General features: G+C 61.6%; 23 protein-coding genes. 21 read left to right on the top strand and 2 right to left on the bottom strand.

Going from position 1 to position 23503, the window contains the following annotated elements:
* The first annotated feature begins 114 nt into the window (after positions 1 to 114).
* The 14 genes from DW892_RS03505 to ffh all read left to right on the top strand — a co-directional run bounded on the left by DW892_RS03505 (position 115) and on the right by ffh (position 15041).
* On the top strand, positions 115 to 504 hold the full coding sequence (locus DW892_RS03505; RefSeq protein ID WP_187361832.1) for an Asp23/Gls24 family envelope stress response protein: 390 nt from the start codon (positions 115 to 117) through the stop codon (positions 502 to 504).
* 27 nt (positions 505 to 531) lie between these two features.
* Positions 532 to 2193, top strand: a complete 1662-nt coding sequence (locus tag DW892_RS03500; RefSeq protein ID WP_117765715.1) for a DAK2 domain-containing protein — start codon at positions 532 to 534, stop codon at positions 2191 to 2193.
* A gap of 10 nt (positions 2194 to 2203) precedes the next feature.
* Positions 2204 to 4381 (top strand): ATP-dependent DNA helicase RecG, encoded by a 2178-nt coding sequence (gene recG / locus DW892_RS03495; RefSeq protein ID WP_117765713.1) that lies wholly within the window; start codon positions 2204 to 2206, stop codon positions 4379 to 4381.
* Entirely contained in the window at positions 4378 to 5034 is a 657-nt protein-coding gene (gene rsmD / locus DW892_RS03490; RefSeq protein WP_117765711.1) for a 16S rRNA (guanine(966)-N(2))-methyltransferase RsmD, read from the top strand. The genes recG and rsmD overlap by 4 nt, the downstream gene beginning before the upstream one ends.
* Complete coding sequence (gene coaD, locus DW892_RS03485) at positions 5027 to 5524, top strand: pantetheine-phosphate adenylyltransferase (protein WP_117765709.1); 498 nt, start codon at positions 5027 to 5029, stop codon at positions 5522 to 5524. Before rsmD ends, coaD begins: the two co-directional genes overlap by 8 nt.
* A gap of 68 nt (positions 5525 to 5592) precedes the next feature.
* A complete protein-coding gene (locus DW892_RS03480) occupies positions 5593 to 6090 on the top strand; it encodes an ATPase (protein WP_040358176.1) in 498 nt (165 codons plus the stop codon).
* Complete coding sequence (locus DW892_RS03475) at positions 6090 to 6644, top strand: DUF177 domain-containing protein (RefSeq protein ID WP_117765707.1); 555 nt, start codon at positions 6090 to 6092, stop codon at positions 6642 to 6644. The genes DW892_RS03480 and DW892_RS03475 overlap by 1 nt, the downstream gene beginning before the upstream one ends.
* 64 nt (positions 6645 to 6708) lie before the next feature.
* Positions 6709 to 6888: a 50S ribosomal protein L32 gene (gene rpmF / locus DW892_RS03470; RefSeq protein ID WP_022094017.1), complete on the top strand. Its 180-nt coding sequence runs from the start codon at positions 6709 to 6711 to the stop codon at positions 6886 to 6888.
* 87 nt (positions 6889 to 6975) lie between these two features.
* Positions 6976 to 7995: a phosphate acyltransferase PlsX gene (gene plsX / locus DW892_RS03465; RefSeq protein ID WP_117765705.1), complete on the top strand. Its 1020-nt coding sequence runs from the start codon at positions 6976 to 6978 to the stop codon at positions 7993 to 7995.
* Positions 7996 to 8119: 124 nt separating this feature from the next.
* Entirely contained in the window at positions 8120 to 8362 is a 243-nt protein-coding gene (locus tag DW892_RS03460) for an acyl carrier protein (protein ID WP_055309519.1), read from the top strand.
* A gap of 3 nt (positions 8363 to 8365) precedes the next feature.
* Positions 8366 to 9091 (top strand): ribonuclease III, encoded by a 726-nt coding sequence (gene rnc / locus DW892_RS03455; RefSeq protein ID WP_117765703.1) that lies wholly within the window; start codon positions 8366 to 8368, stop codon positions 9089 to 9091.
* Between the two features lie 10 nt (positions 9092 to 9101).
* Positions 9102 to 12638 (top strand): chromosome segregation protein SMC, encoded by a 3537-nt coding sequence (gene smc, locus DW892_RS03450; RefSeq protein ID WP_117765701.1) that lies wholly within the window; start codon positions 9102 to 9104, stop codon positions 12636 to 12638.
* Positions 12638 to 13555 carry a signal recognition particle-docking protein FtsY gene (ftsY, locus tag DW892_RS03445; protein ID WP_117564147.1) on the top strand — a complete coding sequence of 306 codons (918 nt, stop codon included), beginning with the start codon at positions 12638 to 12640 and terminating at the stop codon, positions 13553 to 13555. Before smc ends, ftsY begins: the two co-directional genes overlap by 1 nt.
* Positions 13556 to 13565: 10 nt before the next feature.
* Positions 13566 to 15041, top strand: a complete 1476-nt coding sequence (gene ffh, locus DW892_RS03440) for a signal recognition particle protein (protein ID WP_117765699.1) — start codon at positions 13566 to 13568, stop codon at positions 15039 to 15041.
* 120 nt (positions 15042 to 15161) lie between these two features.
* Here ffh and DW892_RS03435 read toward each other — a convergent pair whose 3' ends face one another.
* Complete coding sequence (locus DW892_RS03435) at positions 15162 to 15926, bottom strand: DUF134 domain-containing protein (protein WP_117765697.1); 765 nt, start codon at positions 15924 to 15926, stop codon at positions 15162 to 15164.
* 166 nt (positions 15927 to 16092) lie between these two features.
* Here DW892_RS03435 and thyA point away from each other — a divergent pair, with 166 nt between their 5' ends.
* From thyA to DW892_RS03415, 4 genes are all read left to right on the top strand, one after another.
* Positions 16093 to 16941: a thymidylate synthase gene (gene thyA / locus DW892_RS03430; protein ID WP_117746017.1), complete on the top strand. Its 849-nt coding sequence runs from the start codon at positions 16093 to 16095 to the stop codon at positions 16939 to 16941.
* Positions 16942 to 16950: 9 nt separating this feature from the next.
* Positions 16951 to 17469, top strand: coding sequence for a dihydrofolate reductase (locus DW892_RS03425; RefSeq protein WP_117765695.1), 519 nt, complete (start codon positions 16951 to 16953; stop codon positions 17467 to 17469).
* Positions 17470 to 17578: 109 nt separating this feature from the next.
* A complete protein-coding gene (locus DW892_RS03420; RefSeq protein WP_117655408.1) occupies positions 17579 to 18493 on the top strand; it encodes an RNA methyltransferase in 915 nt (304 codons plus the stop codon).
* A gap of 125 nt (positions 18494 to 18618) precedes the next feature.
* Positions 18619 to 19968 carry an MATE family efflux transporter gene (locus tag DW892_RS03415; protein WP_117765693.1) on the top strand — a complete coding sequence of 450 codons (1350 nt, stop codon included), beginning with the start codon at positions 18619 to 18621 and terminating at the stop codon, positions 19966 to 19968.
* A 22-nt stretch (positions 19969 to 19990) separates the two neighbouring features.
* Here the strand turns inward: DW892_RS03415 and DW892_RS03410 are convergent, their stop codons facing one another.
* Positions 19991 to 20446, bottom strand: a complete 456-nt coding sequence (locus tag DW892_RS03410) for a cob(I)yrinic acid a,c-diamide adenosyltransferase (RefSeq protein WP_255415164.1) — start codon at positions 20444 to 20446, stop codon at positions 19991 to 19993.
* Between the two features lie 122 nt (positions 20447 to 20568).
* On the opposite strand from DW892_RS03410, the gene ftsH reads away from it, so the two are divergent.
* From ftsH to DW892_RS03390, 3 genes are all read left to right on the top strand, one after another.
* Positions 20569 to 22461, top strand: coding sequence for an ATP-dependent zinc metalloprotease FtsH (gene ftsH / locus DW892_RS03405; RefSeq protein WP_187364973.1), 1893 nt, complete (start codon positions 20569 to 20571; stop codon positions 22459 to 22461).
* 75 nt (positions 22462 to 22536) lie between these two features.
* Positions 22537 to 23028: a DUF523 domain-containing protein gene (locus DW892_RS03400; RefSeq protein WP_117765687.1), complete on the top strand. Its 492-nt coding sequence runs from the start codon at positions 22537 to 22539 to the stop codon at positions 23026 to 23028.
* A 177-nt stretch (positions 23029 to 23205) separates the two neighbouring features.
* Positions 23206 to 23433 (top strand): IS3 family transposase, encoded by a 228-nt coding sequence (locus DW892_RS03390; protein WP_369831449.1) that lies wholly within the window; start codon positions 23206 to 23208, stop codon positions 23431 to 23433.
* Positions 23434 to 23503 lie beyond the last annotated feature (70 nt).

The raw sequence follows: 23503 nt of genomic DNA, 5'->3' as shown, positions 1-23503 counted from the left end.
CGCCGGTCGCGAACGTTACCATATCAACATTTCGTGTCGAGGATGTAATCCCGCGACCCACCACCTCAACATGGCGCGGTCGTTGTAGAATATTGCAATGATTGCTCCCACGAGATGGTGCCGCGAGCACCAGATAAGGAGATTCTTGTGTCTGAGACCATTAACGGCAGCCTGAGCGTCTCGAACGACGTTATTGCCGATATTGCCGGTTATGCCGCGATGACGTGCTATGGCGTCGTCGGTATGGCTGAGCAGCTCCAGGGTGCCGAGAGCGTGCGCCTGCTTGCCGGTCAGCGCCTCCGCAAGGGCGTGCTTGTCTCCGCTGACGAGAACGGCCTTACGGTCGATCTTCACGTCGTGCTCGAGAACGGCGTCAACATGAAGTCCGTCTGCCACAATCTTTCGAGCTCCGTTGCCTTCACTCTGCAGGAGATCGCCCAGATCGATCCCGCCAGCCTTAAGATCGGCATTCACATCGACGCGCTCAAGAGCCGTCTGAACTAGCATCCGAAAACGGAGATTCAAATACCCATGATTGCAAAGACCATTCGCACCTGTTTTCCGATCGCTGCGGCTGCCGTTTCCGACAAGGCCGAGGAGATCAACAAGCTCAACGTCTTTCCCGTACCTGATGGCGATACCGGCACCAACATGTCGCTCACGCTCGCCTCGGTGACCAAGGAGCTCTCCGCCCTTCCTGCCGACGCCGACATGGAGGCCATCGCCGGTGCCATCACCCATGGCTCCCTGATGGGTGCCCGTGGCAACTCCGGCGTCATCACCTCGCAGATTCTGCGTGGTGTGGCCGAGGGCCTTGTCTCTGCCGATGAGCCCATCACGTCCGCTAACATCGCCTATGCGTTCCGCCGAGCCGTCAAGGTTGCCTTCCAGGCCGTCCGCAAGCCCATCGAGGGTACGATCCTCACGGTGCTGCGCGACGTCTCGACCAAGGCAGACGAGTGCGAGAAGAAGAAGTTCTCGGCCGAGGACGCGCTCGACGCCATCGTCGTCGAGGCCTACCAGTCCGTCGCCCGCACGCCCGACTTGCTGCCCGTCCTCAAGGAGAACGGCGTGGTCGACTCCGGCGCCTTTGGCTTTGCCATCTTCCTTGAGAACTTTGTGGCTGCAGCACTTGGTCGCAGCACCGTTGTCGAGGATTTCTCCGCTACGTTTGACTCCGCCGGCTCTGCCCGCGATGCCGCTCTTGGCCGCGTTGAGATCGAGGCCAATGACGACTGGGAGGGCTCGGAGTTCCGCTACTGCAACGAGTTCCTCTTTAAGGCCGACGCTCCGTTTGACGAGGACGAGTGCCTTAAGTTCCTGGGCTCCATGGGCGACTGCGAGCTGCTCGTGGGTGCCTACCCCGACTACAAGATCCACGTGCACTCCAACACCCCCAACCTGGTGCTCGAGCACATGCTGCAGCTCGGTCAGATCTATGAGGTCTTTATCCACAACATGGAGATGGAGGCCCATGACCGTACCGCCAAGATCCACGAGGACCAGGAGAAGGCCGCCGAGCCCGCCAAGGCGCTGGGTTTTGTCGCCGTTGCCGCCGGTTCCGGTGAGGCCGACATCCTTAAGTCCCTCGGCGTCGACGTGATCGTGTCGGGTGGCCAGACCATGAACCCCTCGACTGCAGACCTGCTGGGCGCCGTTGACCAGGTCAACGCGACCTCGGTCATCATCCTGCCCAATAACGGCAACATCCGCATGGCCGCCGAGGCTGCCGCTTCTGCCTGCACCGACAAGAAGGTCGCCGTCGTTCCCACCAAGACCGTTCCGCAGGCCTTCTCCGCGCTGTTCGCCGTCCTGCCCGATTCCGAGCTCGAGGACGCCGTCGCCGCCATGGTCGACGCCATCAGCGAGGTCCGCGATGGCGAGGTCACCCGTGCCGTGCGCGACTCCAGCGCCTCTGACGGCTCGCCGATTCACTCCGGTGACGTCATGGGCATCATTGCCGGCTCCATCGACGTGGTCGGCTCCGACGTGAAGCAGGTCACGCTCGATTGCATCAACCGCATGCAGGAGGAAGAGGAGGGCGACGCGCTGACGATTCTGGCCGGCGAGGAGCTTTCCGACGAGGCCTTCCAAGAGATCGTCGACGCCATCGAGGAGGCTCAGCCCGATCTGGAGATTGACGCCCATCGTGGCGAGCAGCCGCTCTATCCCGTGATCTTCTCGATCGAGTAGGCAACTGCCCATGTCCGAGCTGTGCTCCGTGCCGCGCGTCTCGGAGCGCTTTGCCCAGAGCAATGCGCTCGACGAGGATATCGCGCGACTCAAATATGTTTCGGGTAAACGTGAGGAGGCCCTTCGCCGTCTGGGAATTCGGACGGTGGGGGACCTCCTTCTCCATATCCCTCATCGATACCTGGACTTTACGCGCTCCTGGTCCATCGAGATGGCGCCCATCGGTACCGTGTGTACCATCATCGCCACGGTCGACCGTATCGTTCAAAAGAAGCCGCGTCCGCGCATGCAGGTGACCGAGGTCTCACTCGTTGATGAGACGGGCGTGCTGCAGGTCGCCTTTTTCCGTCAGCCTTGGATTGCCCAGCAGCTTAAGCAGGGCGACCGCCTGGCCGTGATGGGCAAGGTTGAGTTTGCCTACGGTTTTAAGCAGATGGCCTCGCCGCACTTTGAAAAGCTCGATGAGGGGCGTGCTGCGGGCACCATTTTGCCGGTCCATTATGTGAGTGACGGCGTGAGCCAGGCATGGATGCGCCGCATCGTAAGTGGCGCGCTCGAGGTCGTCGGCAATCCCTTCGACCCGATTCCCGCACGCTTGCGCGTTAAACGTCGCCTGATGAGCGATGCTCGTGCGCTTCGATCGATCCACTTTCCTTCGAGCATGGCTGAGCGCGATATCGCGCGCGCACGGCTTGCCTACGAGGAGTGCCTCTACCTGCAGCTGGCGCTGCGCCTGCGCAACGACGGCAGCCTGGTCGATGTGGTGCCCTACGCCCACGCCGCGGGCGAGCACCTGGCCGCGCTTAAGCAGGCCCTGCCGTTTTCTCTGAGCGACGAGCAGGAGGCCGCGTTCCAAGATATCCTGCGCGATATGTGCGATGGCGGGCGCGTGATGAACCGCCTGCTGCTGGGCGATGTCGGTACCGGTAAGACCGCCGTTGCCGCCTGCGCGCTGGCTGTGGCTGCCGATAGCGGCACGCAGGCCTGCGTTATGGCGCCCACGGGCGTGCTGGCGCGTCAATATGCCGATAAGACCGGCCCCTTGCTCTTGCAGGCTGGCATGACCTGGGCGCTCCTGACGGGCGCCACGCCGGCGGCCGAGCGCGAGCGGATCCATGCCCAGCTGGAATCGGGCGAGCTCGATGTCCTCTTTGGCACCCACGCGGTGCTTTCGGATAACGTGGCGTTTAAGCATCTGTCGCTCGTGGTCATCGATGAGCAGCACCGGTTTGGCGTCGGCCAACGCAACGCCCTGCGTGCGAAGGGCCCTGGTGCCGATCTGCTCGTTATGACGGCAACGCCCATCCCACGTACGCTGGCGCTTTCGGTCTACGGCGATCTGGACACGAGCATCATCCGCCATCGGCCCGTCCCTGGCGCTGGCGTGACGACACGCGTGCTTACCGAGTCGAGCCGCGACCTTGCCTATGGCGCCATCCGCGAGGCGCATGAAAAGGGTCAGCAGGCCTACGTGATTTGCCCGCTCGTGGAGCCGAGCGACTCGGCCGATGAGCTTGAGGATGTGCCCGGTATCGTCCGTGACGACGAGGGTCGCGTAACCGTGCCCGTGCCGCTGCACGATACGGCAACCGAGCTCGACCGCCTACGCCTGGCGTTGCCGGGGCTTACCATCGAGCGTCTTCACGGCCGCATGCCGGCGGGGGAGAAGGATCGCGTGATCGACGCCTTCAAGCGCGGCGAGATCGACGTGCTCGTTTCGACCACGGTGGTCGAGGTGGGCGTCGACGTGCCCAACGCCACCGTCATGGTCATCGAGAACGGTGAGCGCTTTGGCTTGGCGGCCCTGCACCAGCTGCGCGGCCGCGTGGGCCGCGGCAGCGTGTCGGGCACCTGCCTGGTCATGACGCACTCCAAGGGCAACGGCGGCGCTTCGGCGGCGCAAGACCGTCTCCAGTCGCTCGAAAAGACCTCGGACGGCTTTACGCTCGCCCAGATGGACCTTCGTCTGCGCCACGAGGGCGAAATCCTGGGGTACCGCCAGCATGGCGGTGTGACTCTGCGCTTTGTCGACCTGGATGCCGACGAGGAGCTGATCGAGTGGGCCCATTTGGACGCGGTCGAGCTCTTGCGGTATGCTTGCAACCTTGACTCCGTGGCGACGCGCCCCCTGCGCGATGCGGTCGCCATGCGATATCGACACATTTTTAAGGAGGTCAGCGGAGGATGAGAATCATCGGCGGCGAATGGCGCGGTCGTAAGATCGAGGAGCCCCGTGGTCGCGATGTCACCCGCCCCACGACCGATCGTGTGCGCGAGGCATGCGCATCTATGGTCATGTCGGCATTTGACTTCGATCTGGACGAGGTCCGCGTGCTGGACGCCTTTGGCGGCTCCGGCGCCTTAGGGTTAGAGATGCTCTCACGTGGCGCCCGCTCGCTCACGACGTTCGAGATCGATCGGAATGCCGCGCGGCTCATTACCAAGAATATCGAGTCGCTCTGCCGTGACCGTGCGCGTTGGCGCGTGGTAACGGGCGACATGCTGGCGAGCGCCTCGCGCGGTCGTGTGCCGGGCGGCCCCTTTGATCTGGTCCTGCTCGACCCGCCCTATGCTTTTGGTGCCGAGCCGGTCGAGATACTGCTGCAGAACCTGGCTCAGCAGGGTCTGCTTGCACCTGGCGCTTATGCCCTGTTTGAGCATGCCGCCGCTGATGCGGGCGCGCATCCGGCAGGCTTTGAGATCGTGCGCGAGAAGCGCTACGGCATTACCTCGGTCGACCTGCTTCGTTGGGTCGGCGATGACGATGGTGAGGAAGATTGCGCCGGCACCGATGCTCACAACACCGATGCCATGACGGTTCAGGAGAACGCCCATGAGTGACACCATCAACCGCGTGATCGTCCCGGGCACCTTCGATCCCATCACGTTTGGCCATATCGACGTCATCCGCCGCGCCCGCCGCATCTTTCCCAGCGTGATCGTCGCTGTCGCCGAGTCGCAGGGTAAAAACGGTGTGGGCACCACGTTTATGCTGGATGAGCGCGTGGCGCTGGCTCGTGAGGCGCTCGGTGATATCGACGGCGTCGAGGTCCTGCCCTTTACCGGCCTCTTGGTCGACTTCGCTCGCGAGCAGGGGGCGGGGGCCGTGGTCAAGGGCCTGCGCGCCATGACCGACTTTGAGTACGAGCTGCAGCAGGCAGACCTCAACTATCGCTTGGATAACGAGCTGGAGTCCATCTTTGTCATGAGTGCGCCGCAGTACGGCTATATCTCGAGTTCGGTCGTTCGCCAAATCGCCTCGCTCGGCAGCGATGTATCGACGTTTGTCCCGCCCAACGTGGTCGGAGCGCTCAGACACCGCTTTTCGTGACGTTTTTTATTGCCTGGTGGCATGTGGTAAACTAGCACGATGATATGTTACCTATGAAAGGAGACCGGATGCCGGGCGAGAATTTTCCTGGCGATAGGATCGTCAGCTTGGTCGATGAGCTCGAAGGGCTGATCGAGGAAGCCAAGCCGCCTTTCGGCAAGAACGCTCAGTTCAAGGTCATCGACGCCGACGTGTTCTTCAACATCCTCGACGAGATCCGCATGAGCTATCCCGAGGAGTGGCAGAAGTCCCGCCGTATCCTTAAGGAGCGCGAGGAGCTTATGGCTTCCGCCGCCGCTCAGGCCGATTCCATCATCGCCGACGCTCAGCAGCAGGCCCTCACCATTGCCGGTGAGCAGGAGATCGTCCGCTTGGCACAGCAGCAGGCCGACGACATCCGCGATCGTGCCCAGCAGTACGAGCGCGAGACGCGTTATGCTGCCGAGGACTACGCAGAGCAGGTCTTTACGCACCTGGAGGAGAACCTCAAGAGCCTGACCGGCACCGTTACCCGTTGCCGTCAGCAGCTCAACGAGGGTGCCGCCCAACAGAATGGTCAGTGGTAATGGCTGAGTTCCCGAGCGTTACCGTCGATCTTTCCGAACAGCTCGAGTTTCCTGGTGATTCGTATCCGCTGACCGGCAAGGTCGATGTTGCCACCTACACGGTGGGCGAGAAGGAGTACCAGCTACAGGACGGCATCGACTACGACGTTGTCTTTACCAATGCCGGTACCGGTGTCTTGCTCACGGGCATGGTCCGCGCGCACGCCACCGGCGAGTGCGACCGTTGCCTGGAGCCTGCCTCGTTTGATATCGCCGGCGAGATCGAGGAGTTCTACCTCTTCGAGAAGCCCGAGGATCCCGAGGCCTACGAGGACGGCTACGAGCTCCTGGGTGAGGACCGCATCGTCGATCTGGGTGAGCCCATCAACGACGCGGTCGTCATGGACACGCCGTTTGTCGTTCTGTGCAAGCCCGATTGCCGCGGCCTGTGCCCCACTTGCGGTTGCAATCTCAACGTCGAGCAATGCGATTGCGCCGCCCAGGCAGAGGCAGAATGGGCCGCTGCCACGGAAAATCCATTTGCAGCATTGAAGAATCTCAAGCTCGACGAGTAAAACTGTGGTAGTATCGCTACTTGCGCGTAATCGCCACACTGGATAGTTCATAAGGAAGGTCACTATGCCCGTACCTAAACAAAAGCAGGGTCGTATCCGCACTCACACCCGTCGTTCCGCCAACATGAAGATCTCGGCTGCGGCTCAGTCCACGTGCCCCCGTTGCGGCGCTGTCAAGCTTCCGCACCACGTGTGCCCCAGCTGCGGTTTCTACAAGGACCGCGAGGTTATCGTTACCGAGTAACGGTATACTCTGGATGCGATGCCGTTCCAAATGGAACCACAATGGCCGGCTCAATGAGTCGGCCATTTTTGTATAAGGAGTATGTATATGAGTAACGTTCGCGTTTGTGTAGACGTTGTGGGCGGAGACGAGAAACCTCAGGTTGTTCTCGATGGTATCGAGGCTGCGCTTGCCGCCGATCCCGATATCGAGGTCCTGGCAGTCGGTCCCGCCGAAATCGTCAATCCCTTTGCCGCGGCCCATGCGCGTGTGGAGGCTCTGGAAGCCCCTGACATTATCGCCATGGATGACGATCCCATTCGCGCCGTGATGACCAAGCGCAAGTCCTCGATCGTGCTTGCCTGCCGCGCCATCAAAAAGGGCAACGCGGACGCGTTTTTCTCCGCCGGCTCCACCGGCGCCATGACCGCTGCCGCGACCGCCTACGTCACGCCGTTTAGATATATGGCCGAAGGCAAGAAGCAGCCGGTGCGCCCCTGTCTGACCAATGCGCTGCCCAATCGCGCCGGCGGTCTGACGGTGCTGTGCGATATGGGCGCCAACCCCGATGTCGAGGTCGACGACATGGTGCGTTTTGCCCAGATGGGTAGCGCCTATGCCCGCGTTGTCCTGGGCATCGAGCATCCTCGCGTGGGCTTGCTTGCCAATGGCACCGAGGACGAGAAGGGCTCCAACTTTACCAAGGCCTGCTTCCCAGCCATGAAAGCCGCGGTTCCCGGCTTTGTGGGTAACTGCGAAGGCACCGATCTTACGTCGGGCAATTTTGACGTCGTGGTCGCCGACGGCATGTCGGGCAACATTGCGCTCAAGGCCACCGAGGGCGCTGCCAAGTTTTTGTTGCAGGAGCTCAAGGGCGTCTTTATGTCTTCGCTTGGCACCAAGATCGCCGCGCTGCTCATTAAAAAGCAGATGCGTGAGATAAAGGCCAAGCTCTCTGGCGACGCCAAGGGCGGCGCGATTCTTTTGGGCCTGCGCGGCGTGGTTCTGATCGGCCATGGCGCCACCTCGGTCGAAGCTGTTAAAAACGGTACGCTTGCGGCGGCCGAAGCCGTGCGCGCCGGGCTGGTCGAGAATGTCGCCAACTCCATGGACGGCATCGTTTTGTAAGAGCGAGTTAGAGCGCTGTTATGTGCCTCGCGGCCTGCTTCGTGGGGTAGAATCAGAACCGTGTCTTGGTACCGCCCGGGCGGTACCATTCTTTTGGTATTCATGCACTATGAGAGGAAGCGCTATGGACCGCTCCGAAATCTTCGACAAGATCGCCGAGGTCGCTGCTGACGTTCTGGGCGTCGATGTTGCCGAAATTAGCGATGAGACCACCTTTGACGATCTCGATGCCAACTCGCTCGAGCGCCTGCAGCTGGTTACGGCTATCGAGGACGAGTTCAACCTCGAGATCGATGACGAGACTCTGCTCTCGCTCAACTCTGTCGCCGACGCCGTCGACGCGATTGAAAACGCCAGGGAGGCCTAGGTCTTGGCTTTGTCTGAACGACTTACGCGTGCCCAGGAAATTCTGGGCCACGAGTTCAATAATAAGGTGCTTCTGCGCGCGGCGCTTACGCATCCCTCGGCAGTCGAGGGCCAGCCGGTTTCTGCCAGCTATGAGCGCCTTGAGTTCTTGGGCGATTCCATTTTGGGCGCCGTCGTCGCCCGTTCGCTCTTTGAGTCCTATCCCGAGTTTGACGAGGGCAAGCTCACGCGCCTGAAGGTGTCGCTTGTCTCGGGCGCTACGCTATCCGAGGTGTCGCATGAGCTGGGCATCGACGACATCATCATCTTTGGTGCCTCCGAGACCGGTACCGGCGCGCGCGGCCTGCACTCGGCGCTCGAGAACGTCTACGAGTCGCTCGTGGGTGCGCTGTACCTGGATGCCGGCTGGGATGTTGCGGCGGACTTTATCCATCGTACGCTCAAACCGCACCTGGCCTCCGAGCGTGCCGAGCACCCCGCGAACCCCAAATCGTTCTTACAGGAGTGCGTGCAGGCAGACGGCCACGAGCCTCCTGCGTATAAGCTGGTCGGCTCCGAGGGTCCCGCGCATGCGCCCACCTTTACCGCCGTGGTGCTCATCGACGGTATCCGCCAGGGCCGCGGCTCCGGCTCCTCAAAGAAGGAAGCCGAGGGAGCCGCTGCGCTCGAGGCACTCGACCGCATGGGCTACACCACCAACGGCGTGATTCTGAACAAGAAGCCTGTTTAAGCGAGGAGCCGTGTATCTCAAGTCCCTCACGCTCAAAGGGTTCAAGTCGTTTGCCGACCGCGCCCATATGACGTTTGAGCCGGGCCTGACCGTCATCGTCGGTCCCAACGGCTCGGGAAAATCGAACATCTCCGACTCGATTCTGTGGGTCCTGGGCGAGCAGAGCGCCAAGCAGCTGCGCGGCCAGGCCATGGAGGACGTCATCTTCTCGGGCTCGTCGGCGCGCAAGCCGGTGGGTGTGGCCGAGGTCACGCTGGTGCTCGATAACTCGGACCATATGCTGCCTGTCGACTTTGACGAGGTCGCCATCACCCGTCGTATGTACCGCTCGGGCGAAAGCGAGTACCTCATCAACTCGAGCCCGTGCCGCCTGATGGACATCCAGGATATCCTGCACGATTCGGGACTGGGCAAGGATACGCATTCCATCATCAGCCAGGGCAAGCTCGATGCCATTTTGCAGAGCCGCCCCGAGGAGCGCCGTGCCCTCATTGAGGAGGCCGCCGGCATCTCCAAGCACAAGCGTCGCAAGGAACGTGCGCTCAAAAAGATTAAATCGATGGACGAGCACCTGACCCGTGCCCGTGATATCAACAAGGAAATCGCCCGTCAGCTGCGACCGCTGGAGCGTCAGGTCGATCGCGCGCGCAAGTACAAAGAGCTGTCCTCGCGCGCGAACGAGCTTACGCAGATGCTGGCCGTCGACGAGCTTCGTTCGCTGCAGTCGCAGTGGAACGACCTGGAGAGCCGCTCCAAGGAGGGCGCTGCCGAGCTTGAGCTTGCGCAGTACCGCCTGGGCGAAAAGGAGCGCGAGCTCGAGAAGCTCCAAGTTATGCTCGAAGAAAAGGGCCTGTTTGTGGGCGACTTGGGCGAGCAGCGCCGCCATATGCAAGATGTGGTCGGTCGCATTAACTCAGACATGCGTCTGCTCGAGGAAAAGGGCCATAACATGGTGTCGCGCCTGTCCGACATGCGCGGCCAGATCTCGAGCTCCGAGCATCAGCGCCGTCGCGTGGTCGAGGAGCTCGAGGATGCACGTGCCCAGCTTGAGGAAGTTACCGGTGCGCACATGCAGGCCCAGGAGGACGTTGATGCCGCTGGTCCTGCCGCCGCCGAGCTCCACGAGCGTCGCGTTGCGCTCGACAATCAGATTTCGCAGCTCACGCGCGAACAGCGCGATGTGCAGCGCGTTGCCGATAATGCTGCGCTCGAGCTCGCCAAGGTGAAGGACTCGCTGAGCAACGCCGAGGTCGAGGACAACATGTATGCCTCGCGCCTGGAGCAGATCGATGAGCAGCTCGAGGAGGTCACGGCATCGCTTGATAGCCGCCGCAACCGTGCTGAGGAGCTTGAGAGCGCCCTTGAGGCGGCTCGTCAGGCCCAGAGCGATGCGCGCGAGGCCACCGAGACGGCGCGCGCTGCCCTCAAGGACCTGCGTGCCCGCGAGAGCGAGGCACGCAACAAGCTGTCCGAGGTGCGCTCGGAGCTTGCCAGCCAAAAGAAGCTTGATGCTCGCATGGCCGACAGCTCGCCGCTCGTAAGCCGTCTGGTGGGCGCGCTGGGCGACGATGTCTCGGGTCGTCTGGGCGATGTGCTCGAGGCCCCTCGTGAGCTTGAGGGCCTGGTTGAGCAGCTGCTCGCCGGCGATATCGATGCCCTGTTGTTCGATAACGCTGCCGCACTTGAGCGCGCCGGTCGCGCCGCCCTGGACCAGAAGAAGGCCTCGGGCGAGGCGCTGCTGGTGGCGCGCAGCGTGAGTGGCTCTGCGGCTGCCGAGGGTGCCGCCGGTACCCGTCTTGTTGATCGTCTGTCCGTGCGTGCGGGCTACGGTCCGGTCGTCGAGGCATTGCTCGGCGGCTATTACGTGGTCGATGACCTTTCTGCCGCCCTGGCCGCGCCCGTCGTTGATGGTGTGACCTACGTGACTCCCGATGGCGCACGCGTTGCCTGCGGCGGCTTGGTTCGCGTGGGGGTCGATGCCGGCGAGGCTTCGGGCGCTCTGGAGCGCAAGCGTCGTATCCGCGAGCTGGAAGGCCTGGAGCCCGATCTTGCTACCGTGTTTGAGCGTGTTTCGGATCAGGTCGTCGAGGCTAATGCTGCCGTCGAGGAGGCGCGCGCCGCCGAGGGCGATGCCGCTGGCGAGATTGCCCGTCTTGAGGGCGAGCGCCGCTCACTGTTCTCCGAGATCGGCCGCCTGGAGCAGCGTGCCAACACCGCCGAGGTCGAGCGCGTGCGTATTTCCAAGCGCCGCGAGCAGGCAGCTGAAGCTGTTCGTGCCGCACGTCCGCGTGTGGATGAACTTACCCGTTCGCGTGACGAGTCTCGTGCGCAGGCGAGCGACTTAGGCCTGCAGATTGCCGAGGCCAACGACGAGCTCGATCGCGTGCGCCGTGACGATTCCGAGGCCGCCGGTAAGCTCGCCGACGCTAAGGTGCGTCTGGCCCAGACGAGCGAGCGCCTGCGTTCGCTGAAGGGCCGCGTGCCCGATCTTGAGCATCGCCTGGAGGGTATCGACCGTCGTATCCGCGGGACGCGTCAGGCCTCACGCTCGCTCGAGCTGCTGCGCCTGCGTGTCGACCCCATGCACGAGCGCTATTCGGCCTTGCTGGAGCGCGCGTCGGATTGGGCAGCGCGCCTGCGCGATCAGGCATCGCTTGAGGAGGCGGACTCGGCTTCGCTTAAGAAGACCATCGAGGACGCCAAGACCGAGGTCGCCCGCGCCAAAGAGAGGGTCGATGTTGCCGCTACGACGCAAAATGAGTTCAAGGTCGCACGCGGCAAGCTCGAGGTTCAGGTCGAGGCTGCCATCAAGGCCATCACCGCCGATGGCACCACGGTGCTCGAGGAAGCGCTCATGCTGCCGGCGCCCACCGACCGTGACGCCGCCGAGCGCGAGCTCAACCAACTCGTGCGCCAGATCAACAACTTGGGCCCTGTGAACCAAGTCGCCATGGAGGAGTACGAGCAGCTCAAGCGCCGTGCCGATTACATCGAGGAGCAGCTGGCCGATCTGGAGAGCGCACGCAAGGCGCTCACCAAGATTACCGTGGCCATCGACCGCAAGATGCGCAAGGCGTTCCTGGTGACCTTTGAGAAGGTCGATGCGAACTTCCGCGAGATCTTCGCCATGCTGTTCCCGGGTGGCCAGGCACATCTGGAGATGACCGACCCCGAGCATCCGGCCGAGACGGGCATCGAGGTCGTGGCGCAGCCGCGCGGCAAGCGCATCACCAAGATGATGCTAATGTCGGGCGGCGAGAAGAGCCTGACGGCGCTCGCCTTGCTCTTTGCCGTGTATCGCACGCGCACGGTGCCGTTCTATGTGCTGGACGAGGTCGAGGCCGCGCTCGACGACGCCAACCTGTCCAAGCTCATCGGCGCCCTCGATGTGCTGCGTTCCGATACGCAGCTCTTGGTAATCTCGCATCAGCGCCGTACTATGGAGGATGCTGACGTTCTCTACGGCGTCTCGATGCAAGCCGACGGCGTCAGTCGCGTCGTCTCGCAAAAACTCGATCGCGAAACCGGAAAGGTCGTGAATGCATAATGGGATTCTTTGACGCACTCTCGCGCGGACTTGAGCGCAGCCGCGAGGCCCTCAACGAGGTCTTCTACTTTGGCGGCGAGGTCGACGAGGATTTTTGGGAGGACCTTGAGGACACCCTCGTCATGGGTGACATGGGTGCCGAGGTCGCCATTCAGGTCTCCGATGACCTGCGCGACGCCGCTGCAAAGAAGAACCTCAAGACCGCCCCGCAGCTTCGCCGCGCCCTGGCCGAGCAGCTCGAGGGCCATTTTGTGCCTGTTGAGCGCGACCCGTTTTCCGATACGCCGAGCTGCGTGCTGTTTGTCGGTATCAACGGCGCCGGCAAGACCACCACGGTCGGCAAGATTGCGAGTGCCATGGCCGCCCGCGGCAAGAACGTGGTGATCGGTTCGGCCGACACCTTCCGCGCCGCCGCCATCGAGCAGCTCGATGTGTGGGGCCAGCGTGCCGGCGTACCGGTAATCAAGCGTGACCGCGGCTCCGATCCGGCGAGCGTGTGCTATGACGTGCTCGACGAGGCCGATAAGCGCGGCAGCGACCTGGTGCTCATCGATACCGCCGGCCGTCTGCACACGAGCCCCGAGCTCATGCGCGAGCTCGCCAAGGTGGTCAATGTGACCCGTAAGCGCGCCGCCAATATGGCCGCCGGTCCCATGCCTGTCTCGGTCGTGCTTGTGATCGATGCCGCCACTGGCCAGAACGGTCTGAACCAGGCGCTCGAGTTTAACGAGGCGCTGGGCCTGGACGGTATTATCATGACTAAGCTCGACGGCACGGCTAAGGGCGGTATCGCCATGGCCGTGGCCGAGAAGCTCAAGCTCCCGATCCTGCGCATCGGCGTGGGCGAGCAGGTCGATGACCTGCAGGAGTTTAACGCCAAAGATTTCTGCCGCGCCCTGGTGGGCGAGTCCAACTAAGGAGTAACCAGTGTTTGATTCCCTGAGCGATCGCCTCAACGACACATTTGACCGCCTGCGCGGTAAGGGTAAGCTGACCGAGGCCGATATTACTTCGGCCATGCGCGATATTCGCATGGCGCTACTCGAGGCCGATGTTAACTTCAAGGTCGTCAAGGAGTTCGTCGCCAAGACCAAGGAGCGCTGCATGACCGCCGAGGTCATGGAGTCGCTGTCGCCGGCGCAAAACGTCGTCAAGATCGTGCTCGACGAGCTCACCGAGATGCTTGGCTCAACCGAGAGCAAGCTCGTCTTTAGCAACCGCATCCCCAATGTCATCATGCTCGTGGGCCTGCAGGGCTCCGGTAAGACCACGGCTGCCGTAAAGCTGGCCTACCTGCTCAAGAAGCAGGGCCGTTCGCCGCTGCTCGCCGCGTGCGACGTCTATCGTCCCGCCGCTGCCGACCAGCTGGCCACGCTTGGTGGCGAGATCGGCGTGCCGGTCTTCCGCGGTGACGGCGCGCACCCGGTCGACATTGCCAAGGGCGCCATCCAAGAGGCCGTCGACCACCTGCGCGACGTGGTCATTGTCGATACCGCCGGTCGCCTTCAGATCGACGAACAGATGATGCAGGAGGCCGTCGACATCAAGAAGGCCGTCAAGCCCGATCAGGTGCTGATGGTCGTCGATGCCATGACCGGCCAGGATATCGTCAACGTCGTCTCGACCTTCGCCGATCGCACCGACTTTGACGGTGTGATTATCTCCAAGCTCGACGGTGACGCCCGTGGCGGTGGCGCACTTTCGGTGCGTCAGGTGACCGGCAAGCCCATCAAGTTTGTGAGCATGGGCGAGAAACCCGATTCGCTGGAGCCGTTCTATCCCGATCGCATGGCCAAGCGCATTCTGGGCATGGGCGACGTCGTCGGCATCATCGAGAAGGCCCAGGAGGCAGCCGATGCAGAGCAGCTTGAAGCTGCCGAGCGTATGCTGCGCGAGGGCTTCACCATGAACGATATGCTCGACCAGATGAAAGCCGTCAAGAAGATGGGCGGCATGAAGGGTATCCTGGGCATGCTCCCCGGTGGCCAGCGCGCGCTCAACCAGATGGGCGGCAACCTGGACGAGGGCATCTTCGACAAGAACGAGGCCATCATCATGTCGATGACCAAGGAGGAGCGCCTGCGTCCCTCCATCATCAACGGCCAGCGCCGCGCCCGCATTGCCAAGGGAGCCGGCGTAACCCCCACCGAGGTCAATAGCCTTATGAAGCAGTGGGGCGAGATGAATAAGATGATGGGCCGCATGCGCACGATAGCCAATCAGGCACAGGCCGGCGGCAAGAAGGGCAAAAAGGGTAAGAAGGGCAAGAAAATGCGCATGCCCAATATCCCTGGCCTGGACGCTATGGGTCTGGGCGGCATGGGCGGCCTGGGTACGGGCGGTCCCAAGTCCGATATGGAGCTGCTGCGCCAGATGGAAGCGCAGATGCGCAATAAGAAATAGGGCTGTAATTCCAGCTTGATATGGCAAAGGCCACTCGGAAGCTGCCGGGTGGCCTTTGTTGTTGGCTTTGATTGTTGGGTTGCGTTCGGCGTCGCGCCCCGAGCTCGTGGTGCCGTGCCGTTAGTGGCAGCTGCAGCCCTCGTGGCCCTCGTGCTCGTGATGGCCGTGGCAGCTGCAGGACTCGCCATGTTCGTGGGCGTGGCCGTGGTCATGGCCGTGGCAGTCGCACGTGGCCTCGCCGTTCTGTGCGAGCGTACCGGCGATAAGGGCCTCGACGCAAGCATCGCAGCTGCCCTGGGCACCTGCGTATACCGTGATGCCGGCTTGGGCAAGCGCGTTGATAGCGCCGCCGCCGATGCCGCCGCAGATGAGCGTGTCCACGCCGCCGTTGGCGAGCAGGCCCGCCAGGGCGCCGTGGCCGGTGCCGCCGGTGCCCACGACCTGCTCGTTGAGCACCTTGCCGTCCTGAATGTCGTAGATCTTGAACAGCTCGCTGCGGCCAAAGTGCATAAAGATGTTGCCGTTGTCGTACGTAGTTGCCACCCTCATGGTGTCAACCTCCTTTGCTGGCCATGCGGCCGTTGTCGTGGTGATGGGGGAGTACACGATATTGCCGCCTTCGATGATGAGCGCTCGTCCGTTGACCAGCGCGCTTGCCACCTTGCGATGCGCGCGGCTGCAGATTGCCGCCACCGTGGCGCGCGCGATACCCATCTGCTGTGCGACCGCCTCTTGGTTAAGGCCTTCCAGGTCGCACAGGCGCAGGACTTCGAGTTCGTCGACCGTCATGTCGATGGCCTCTCCGCTTGCTAGGCCGTCAGGGGTAAAGCCGCGGTATTCGGGGATGATCCCAACACGGCGCAGTTTTTCGCGTCTTCCTGCCATGCGCACTCCTTATCTGACATATGTCAACAATAGGATAGCGAACGTGTAGATTTGCGCAAGGAATTTCTGGCATATGTCAGAAAATGAGGGCTTATGTTTGGGCTGTGGGGCCGCGTGCGCCTGGGCTACAATGAATCTCGCTTGTAGGCGACTGACAGGAGGGTCAATGAGCAAGGCTGATCAACAGTTTGTAACCATGTGCCGCGATATCTTGGACCATGGCACCACGACCGAGGGCCAAAAGGTCCGCCCGGTGTGGGAGGACGGCACCCCTGCCTATACCATTAAAAACTTTGGTGTCACGGCGCGCTACGACCTGCGCGAGGAGTTCCCCGCGCTTACGCTGCGTCGTACGGCGCTCAAGTCCGCTATGGACGAGATCCTGTGGATCTATCAAAAGAAGTCCAATAACGTGCATGACCTCAACAGCCATATTTGGGACGAGTGGGCCGACGAGACCGGCTCCATCGGCAAGGCGTACGGGTACCAGATTGGCCAGAAGAGCCATTATGCCGAGGGCGATTTCGACCAGATGGACCGCGTACTGTACGATCTTAAGCACACGCCGTACAGTCGCCGCATCATGACGAACACCTATGTGTTTAGCGACCTGTCCGAGATGCACCTGTATCCGTGCGCTTACAGCGTGACCTATAACGTCACGCAGCGTCCGCAGGACGACAAGCCGACGCTCAACATGATTCTCAACCAGCGTAGCCAGGATATTTTGGCCGCGAACAACTGGAATGTGTGCCAGTACGCCATTTTGCTGATGATGGTCGCGCAGTCGGTCGATATGATCGCTGGCGAGCTGCTGCATGTGATCGCCGATGCCCACATTTACGACCGTCATGTCGATATCGTCCGCGAGCTTATCGAGCGTCCGCAGTTTGCCGCGCCCAAGGTAACGCTCAACCCGGATGTGCATGATTTCTATGCGTTTACGACCGACGACCTGATCGTCGAGGGCTATGAACACGGCCCGCAGGTCAAGAACATCCCCATTGCGGTGTAGGTGACGCGTATGACGTGTAAGCTTTCAGCCATTGTCGCCGTGTGCGATGACTGGGGTATTGGGTGCGAGGGCGACATGGTGGTGTCCAACCGTGCCGACATGCGCCATTTTGTGGCGTGCACCAAAGGCTGTCCGGTCATTATGGGACGCAAGACGCTGCTGAGTTTTCCCGGCGGGCGTCCGCTTAAGAACCGTCGCAATATCGTGCTCACCCGCGACGAGAGCTTTGCCCCCGTGGGCGTCGACGTGGTGCATAGCGTTGACAAGGCCTTGGCCGCCGTGGCCGATGAACCCATTGCGTGGGTGATCGGCGGCGGCGAAGTGTATCGGCAGTTTTTGCCGTATTGCGTGGAGGCCGAGGTTACGCATGACCATTGCGTGCATGACGTGGATACGTACTTTCCCGATTTGGATGCCGATCCCGCGTGGGGGATTGCGCGGCGTTGCGGTGTTGCCACGATTGCCGCGGGCGAGGGTGACGAGGGTCTCGATTATGAGTTCGTGACGTATCGTCGCGTTGAGGCGTAAATCGTCTGGCGTGAACGGTATCATCGGGTTGTTTGAATGCATGGGGCGGCGCTTAGCGTCGCCTCGTTTGGTATAGATGTGCTGTAAAGAAGGGTGCGGGCTGGCTGCTATGACTGATGCCGTTGAGGTGCTGCGAATCGATTCGCTCGAGGACGAGCGGCTCGATGCCTACGTGCGACTGACCGAGCGTGAGCTTCGCTGCGTGCTGGAGCCGCAGAAGGGCATTTTTATCGCCGAGAGTGCCAAGGTCATCGAGCGTGCGGTTCGCGCCGGATACCAGCCGGTGAGCTTTCTTTTGGGCGAGCGCTGGCTCGACCAGATGATGCCGCTGTTTGAGCGCCTGATTGTGCGCGAGGGCGCGGGTCCGGTTCCTGTGTTCGTTGCCTCCATGGAGCTTATGGAGCAGCTGACGGGCTTCAATGTGACGCGCGGTGCGCTCGCGGCATTCCGTCGTCCACGTCAGATTCCGGTAGCCGAGTTCTTGGGTGGCGTCGTCGATGCGGCGGGGGAACGCCCGGTGCGCGTGTGCGTGCTCGAGGGCATTGTCGACCACACCAACGTCGGCGCGATTTTCCGCTCGGCGGCTGCGCTGAACGTCGATGGCATTTTGGTGAGCCCTACGTGCTGCGATCCGCTGTACCGTCGTTCGGCCCGCGTGAGCATGGGCACGGTGTTCCAGGTGCCCTGGACACGCATTGGCAGCGAAGCGCGCGTATGGCCGCATGATGGGCTGGCGGCGCTACACGATGCCGGCTTTTCGTGTGCCGCTATGGCGTTGACGGATGATTCGGTGTCGCTGGACGATCCCGCGCTCCAGGAGATTGACCGCCTGGCAATCTTTATGGGCACCGAGGGTGCTGGCTTGGGCGCCAAGACCATTGCAGGCTGCGACCGCGCCGTGCGTATTCCGATGGCACATGGGGTCGATTCACTCAACGTGGCCGCGGCAAGCGCTGTTGCCTTTTGGCAGCTGTGCCCGCATGTGAGCAACGAGTACCACTACCAGCCGGGGCTGTATCACTAGGCAGATAGTTAGCACCGGGCTCTGGTTCGGGGCGTTTCGGCCGACGTCGGTCGGTGCTAAGCTGGTATTGGCTTTGGTCTTAAATTGCCGTTTTGTTGTTTGACGTACGCTGGTGGGGAGGGCGTGTGGCTAAGAAATCTACGGCTATCGATGTAACGCAGGGTGTCATTTGGCAACAGCTGCTGTCGCTGTGCGTCCCTATCTTCTTTAGCTCGTTTTTTCAGCAGGCTTACACGCTTATTGGTACGTATATCGTTGGCCAGTTTGGCGGCAAGCTCGCGCTGGGTGGCATTCAAGCCACGATGGTGCTCACCGAGCTCTGCATTGGCTTTTGCGTTGGCGTTGGCGCTGGCTGCGCGGTCATTACCGGTCAGTATTTTGGTCGGCACGATGATGAGCGCCTGAGCCGATCGGTCCATACGGCTATGACGCTCGCGCTGGTGGGCGGCATTGTCATTTCCATTCTGGGCATGGTGTTTGTCGAGCCGATGCTTGTGTTGATGAATACACCGCATGAGCTGCTGGCCGAGGGTGTGGCCTATGCCCGTTGCTACTTTGCCGCCATGTTTGCGGCGCTGCTGCTCAATATGGGGACGGCGCTGTTGCGCGCCGTGGGCGACACGCGCGGTCCGGCGGTTATTATTGCATCCGGCTGCTTCGTCAATGTGGCATTCGACATTCTCTTTGTCGCCGTGCTGCACATGGAAGCGCTGGGCTGCGGCATCGCGATCGTGCTGACTATCTGCACCAATGCCTCGATGATTCTGGTTCGTATGATGCGCGCTCCGGGTGCGTGGCGGTTGTCGCTATCCAAGCTCGGTATCGATCGCGGCATTTGCAAGAGCATGCTTTCGTGTGGTCTTCCGCTGGGCGTTCAGTCTGCGGCGTATTCGATCTCCAACGTTTTGATTCAGGTGTCGGTCAACTCGTTTGGTGCCGATGTCACGACCGCTTGGGGCCTTTCCGGCCGCCTGGACGGCATTATCTGGATGGTGACCGAGGCGCTCGGCGTGTCGATCACCACGTTCTCGGCGCAGAACTTTGGTGCGCGCAATTACGATCGCATGCGAAAGGGATACCACACGTCGCTCGTGCTGTCGTTTATGCTCATTGGTGGCCTGTCTGCCGTGCTGCTTGTGTTCTCGGGTCCGTTGTCGCGTTTGTTCATCGACGATGCCGCGATTTCGGCCTACACCACGACGATTCTTCATTTCATCGCGCCGTTCTACGCGATCTTCTCGATTATCGAAAACGCGTCTGGCTCCATCCGCGGCGCTGGCGTGAGCTTCCAGCCTATGATGCTCACGATCTTCGGCACGGTCGTGCTCCGCGTGGCGTGGGTGTTCGCGATTATGCCGCTCGACCCCTCGCTCGAGCATCTGCTGCTGGTCTACCCCGTAACCTGGGTAATCACCGCCGCGATGTTCACTGTCTACCATCACAGCGGCAACTGGCTAGGCCGCGCCACTGCCTAGCCATTGGGGACGTCCGCAATGGCTAGTATTCGATGCCTTGGCGGGCTAGGAGGCCTTCGTCGAAGTAGTGTTTGACGGGGCGCATTTCGGTGACCAGGTCTGCCAGATTGGCGTGGGGCAGCAGACCGCGGCCGGTGAGCACGAGCTCCGTGGTGGTTGGTTTCATCGCGATCAACGCTTCGACATCTTCGCGCGTCACAAAGCCCCGTCGCATGGCCTCGCCGAGTTCATCCAAAATGAGCACGTCGACCTGCGAGATCTGTTCGCGTGCAAGTTCCATGATCTGCTCGGCGCAAGCCTCGGGCGTGTCGCGATCGGCCTGTACAATGCGCAGTCCCAGGCGCGGCGCGGCATCGTGTTCGGCGCAGTGCAGCTTCTTGGCAAACTGAAGCATGAGTACGTTAAGTCCATAGCCCGTGGCGCGCAGCGCAAGCCCCAGCGCAGCCGTCGTCTTGCCCTTGCCGTCGCCCGTATAGATTTGAACCTTGCCGACTCCCAGTGATGCCTTCTCTGTCCTTTCGTGCCCGGCGTCGGTTTATCGCCGTCCGGGTTGGGTATTCTAGAAAAAATTATCAACCCCAGTAGATGGAGTTCAAGCAGATGGAGATGGATGACAATAAACGTAGACGGAATATGATCCTCTACGTGCTCATCGCCTTCGTCGTCTACCTCGTGCTCTCGACCGTTCTGTTCCCCAACATCGGTCACACGCAGCAGATTACGAAGACCGATTACTCGACGTTTGTCAAAGCGCTCGATAAGAAGAGCGTCGACAAGGTCGAGTACAACACGGACGATTACACGATTTATTACACCAAGAAGGGCGAGGACGAGAATATCGCCTACAAGACGACCGGTGTGCCGAATGACGCGGGCTTTACCGATCGCGTGCTTGAGTCCGGTGCTTCGCTTGAGTCGGTCGTTCCCGATAAGAACTCGGGCCTGATGACCTACTACCTGCTCACCCTCATTCTTCCCATGGTGATTTTCTTCCTGATTGGCTGGTGGCTCAACCGCCGCATGAAGAAGGCCATGGGTGATGACGGTCCGTCGATGAACTTTGGCGGCGGTGGTTTTGGCGGCGGCGGACTGGGCAAGTCCGGCGCGCGCGTGATCGCCTCCAAGGACGTGGGCGTGACCTTTAAGGATGTCGCCGGCCAGGAAGAGGCTAAGGAGTCCCTCAAGGAGGTCGTCGACTTTCTGGAGAAGCCGCAGCGCTACGAGGAGATCGGCGCCAAACTGCCACGCGGCGCTCTCCTTGTCGGCCCTCCGGGTACCGGTAAAACCCTGCTCGCCAAGGCTGTGGCCGGCGAGGCGGGCGTGCCGTTCTTTAGTATTTCTGGTTCTGAGTTTGTTGAGATGTTTGTCGGCCGCGGCGCCGCTAAGGTTCGCGACCTGTTTAAGCAGGCCAAGGAAAAGGCCCCGTGCATCGTCTTTATCGACGAGATCGATACCATCGGCAAGAAGCGCGATGGCGGCGGCTTTAGTGGCAACGACGAGCGCGAGCAGACGCTCAATCAGCTGCTGACCGAGATGGATGGATTCGATAACCACAAGGGTATCGTCGTCCTCGCTGCGACCAACCGTCCCGACAGCCTTGATCCGGCCCTGCTGCGCCCCGGCCGCTTCGACCGCCGCATCCCCGTTGAGCTGCCCGACCTGACCGGTCGCAAGAATATCCTTGAACTGCACGCCAAGAGCGTGAAGACGCAGCCGCCGATCGACCTGACCGCGATCGCCCGCGCCACGCCTGGCGCCTCGGGTGCCGACCTGGCCAACATCATCAACGAGGGCGCCCTGCGCGCCGTCCGCGAGGGTCGCAAGCGCGCCACGCAGGATGACTTTGAGGAGTCGGTGGAGGTCGTCATCGCCGGCCAGCAGCGTAAGTCCACGGTGCTGTCCGATCACGAGAAACAGGTCGTGTCCTATCACGAGATCGGCCATGCCATCGTTGCCGCCCGCCAGAAGGGTTCTGCGCCGGTTACGAAGATCACCATCGTGCCGCGTACGAGCGGTGCTCTGGGCTACACCATGCAGGTCGAGGAGGACGAGCGCTTCTTGACCACGCGCCAGGAGGTGCTCGACAAGCTCGCTGTCTACTGCGGCGGACGTGCTGCCGAGGAGCTCATCTTTGGTGAGATGACGACTGGCGCGGCCAATGATATCGAGCAGGCCACCAAGCTCGCCCGCAACATGGTGACGCGCTTTGGTATGTCGGAAGAGTTTGGCATGATGGCGCTCGGTACCGTTCAGAATGCCTACCTCAACCAGGACACGTCGCTCACCTGTGCCCCCGGTACGGCCGAGCGCGTCGACGCGATCGTCGCCAAGCTGATCGAGGACGCACATGACCGCGCCCTGCAGATCCTCAAGGAGAACAAGTTTAAGCTCCATGAGCTGGCTCGTTATCTGTACAAGAAGGAGACGATCACGGGCGAGGAGTTCATGAATCTCCTCACGCGCGAGAATCCGCTGATGCCAAAGCAGCAGTAAGGCTGGTTGCACAACGTCGAACGCCCCATTTGAGTTTCTATCTCAAATGGGGCGTTTTGTTTGGGAGGGATATGTATGAAGATCGTGGTGAGTGCCTGCTTGATGGGAGAGAGCTGCAAATATAACGGGCTCGACAATTACCATCGCGCGTTGGTCGAGGCCTGCGAACGCACAGGGACCGAGGTCCTGTTGGTGTGCCCCGAGGTTTTTGGCGGCTTGCCCACACCGCGCAAGCCGTCCGAGATTGTGAATGGCGAGGTTTGTACCTGCGAGGGCATCTCGGTCGATCGCGAGTTTCGCCAGGGTGCTCAGCGCGCGCTCGATATGTGCGAGCAGGCGGGCGGCCCGTCCGAGATCGTTGCGTGCATTTTGCAGGACCGCAGCCCCTCGTGCGGTACGGGTCACGTCTACGATGGCACCTTTAGCGGTACGCTCACCGCGGGCAATGGTGTTTTTGTCGATCTGCTGCTGCGTCACGGGTACCGTGTGATTCCGGCTAGCGAGTTCGATCCCAGCATGCTGGAACATTGTCCACAGCACTCGAACCCAACACTTCCTCACGGGTGACCGTTTTGGTATCATCCGTGAAGTTGATATTGAGTACGACCCGGTCATCAAAGACGTAGACCGAGTTGACAGGCGCCGTACCCAGGCAGCCCCTCCCCACGGCCCTCGCGCAGGAACGCGCACACGGCCTTCCCGTCTCTTGTGCCTCTCCCGGAACTGTCCACATCAGCGTAGCCAATCCAGTCCGCCAAGGGCTGCAGCCCGGACAACGCGGCGATGGAGGGCTTCTTCGGCCTGCTCAAGAAGGAGTTCTGGCACGGCAGGGACTGGTCGGACTGGACCCCCGCCCGCTTCATCGAGGAACTCGGGGGCTGGATCGGCCGATACAATACGGAGAGGCGCAGCGATGCGCTCGGCGGCCGCACGCCGGCCGAGTTCCGCTCCGCGCTGGGAAGGGCCGCGTAACGGTCCAAGAAATCGTCCGCAGTCCCCATTCTTGCCCCTTTGGGACGGCTTCTTGTTGGGGCGTGCCTGC

Source organism: Collinsella sp. AM40-7AC (assembly GCF_003468125.1).
GTDB lineage: Bacteria > Actinomycetota > Coriobacteriia > Coriobacteriales > Coriobacteriaceae > Collinsella > Collinsella aerofaciens_O.
Note: the sequence above shows the minus strand (reverse complement) of the source record. Positions and strands in the feature narration are given on the sequence as shown.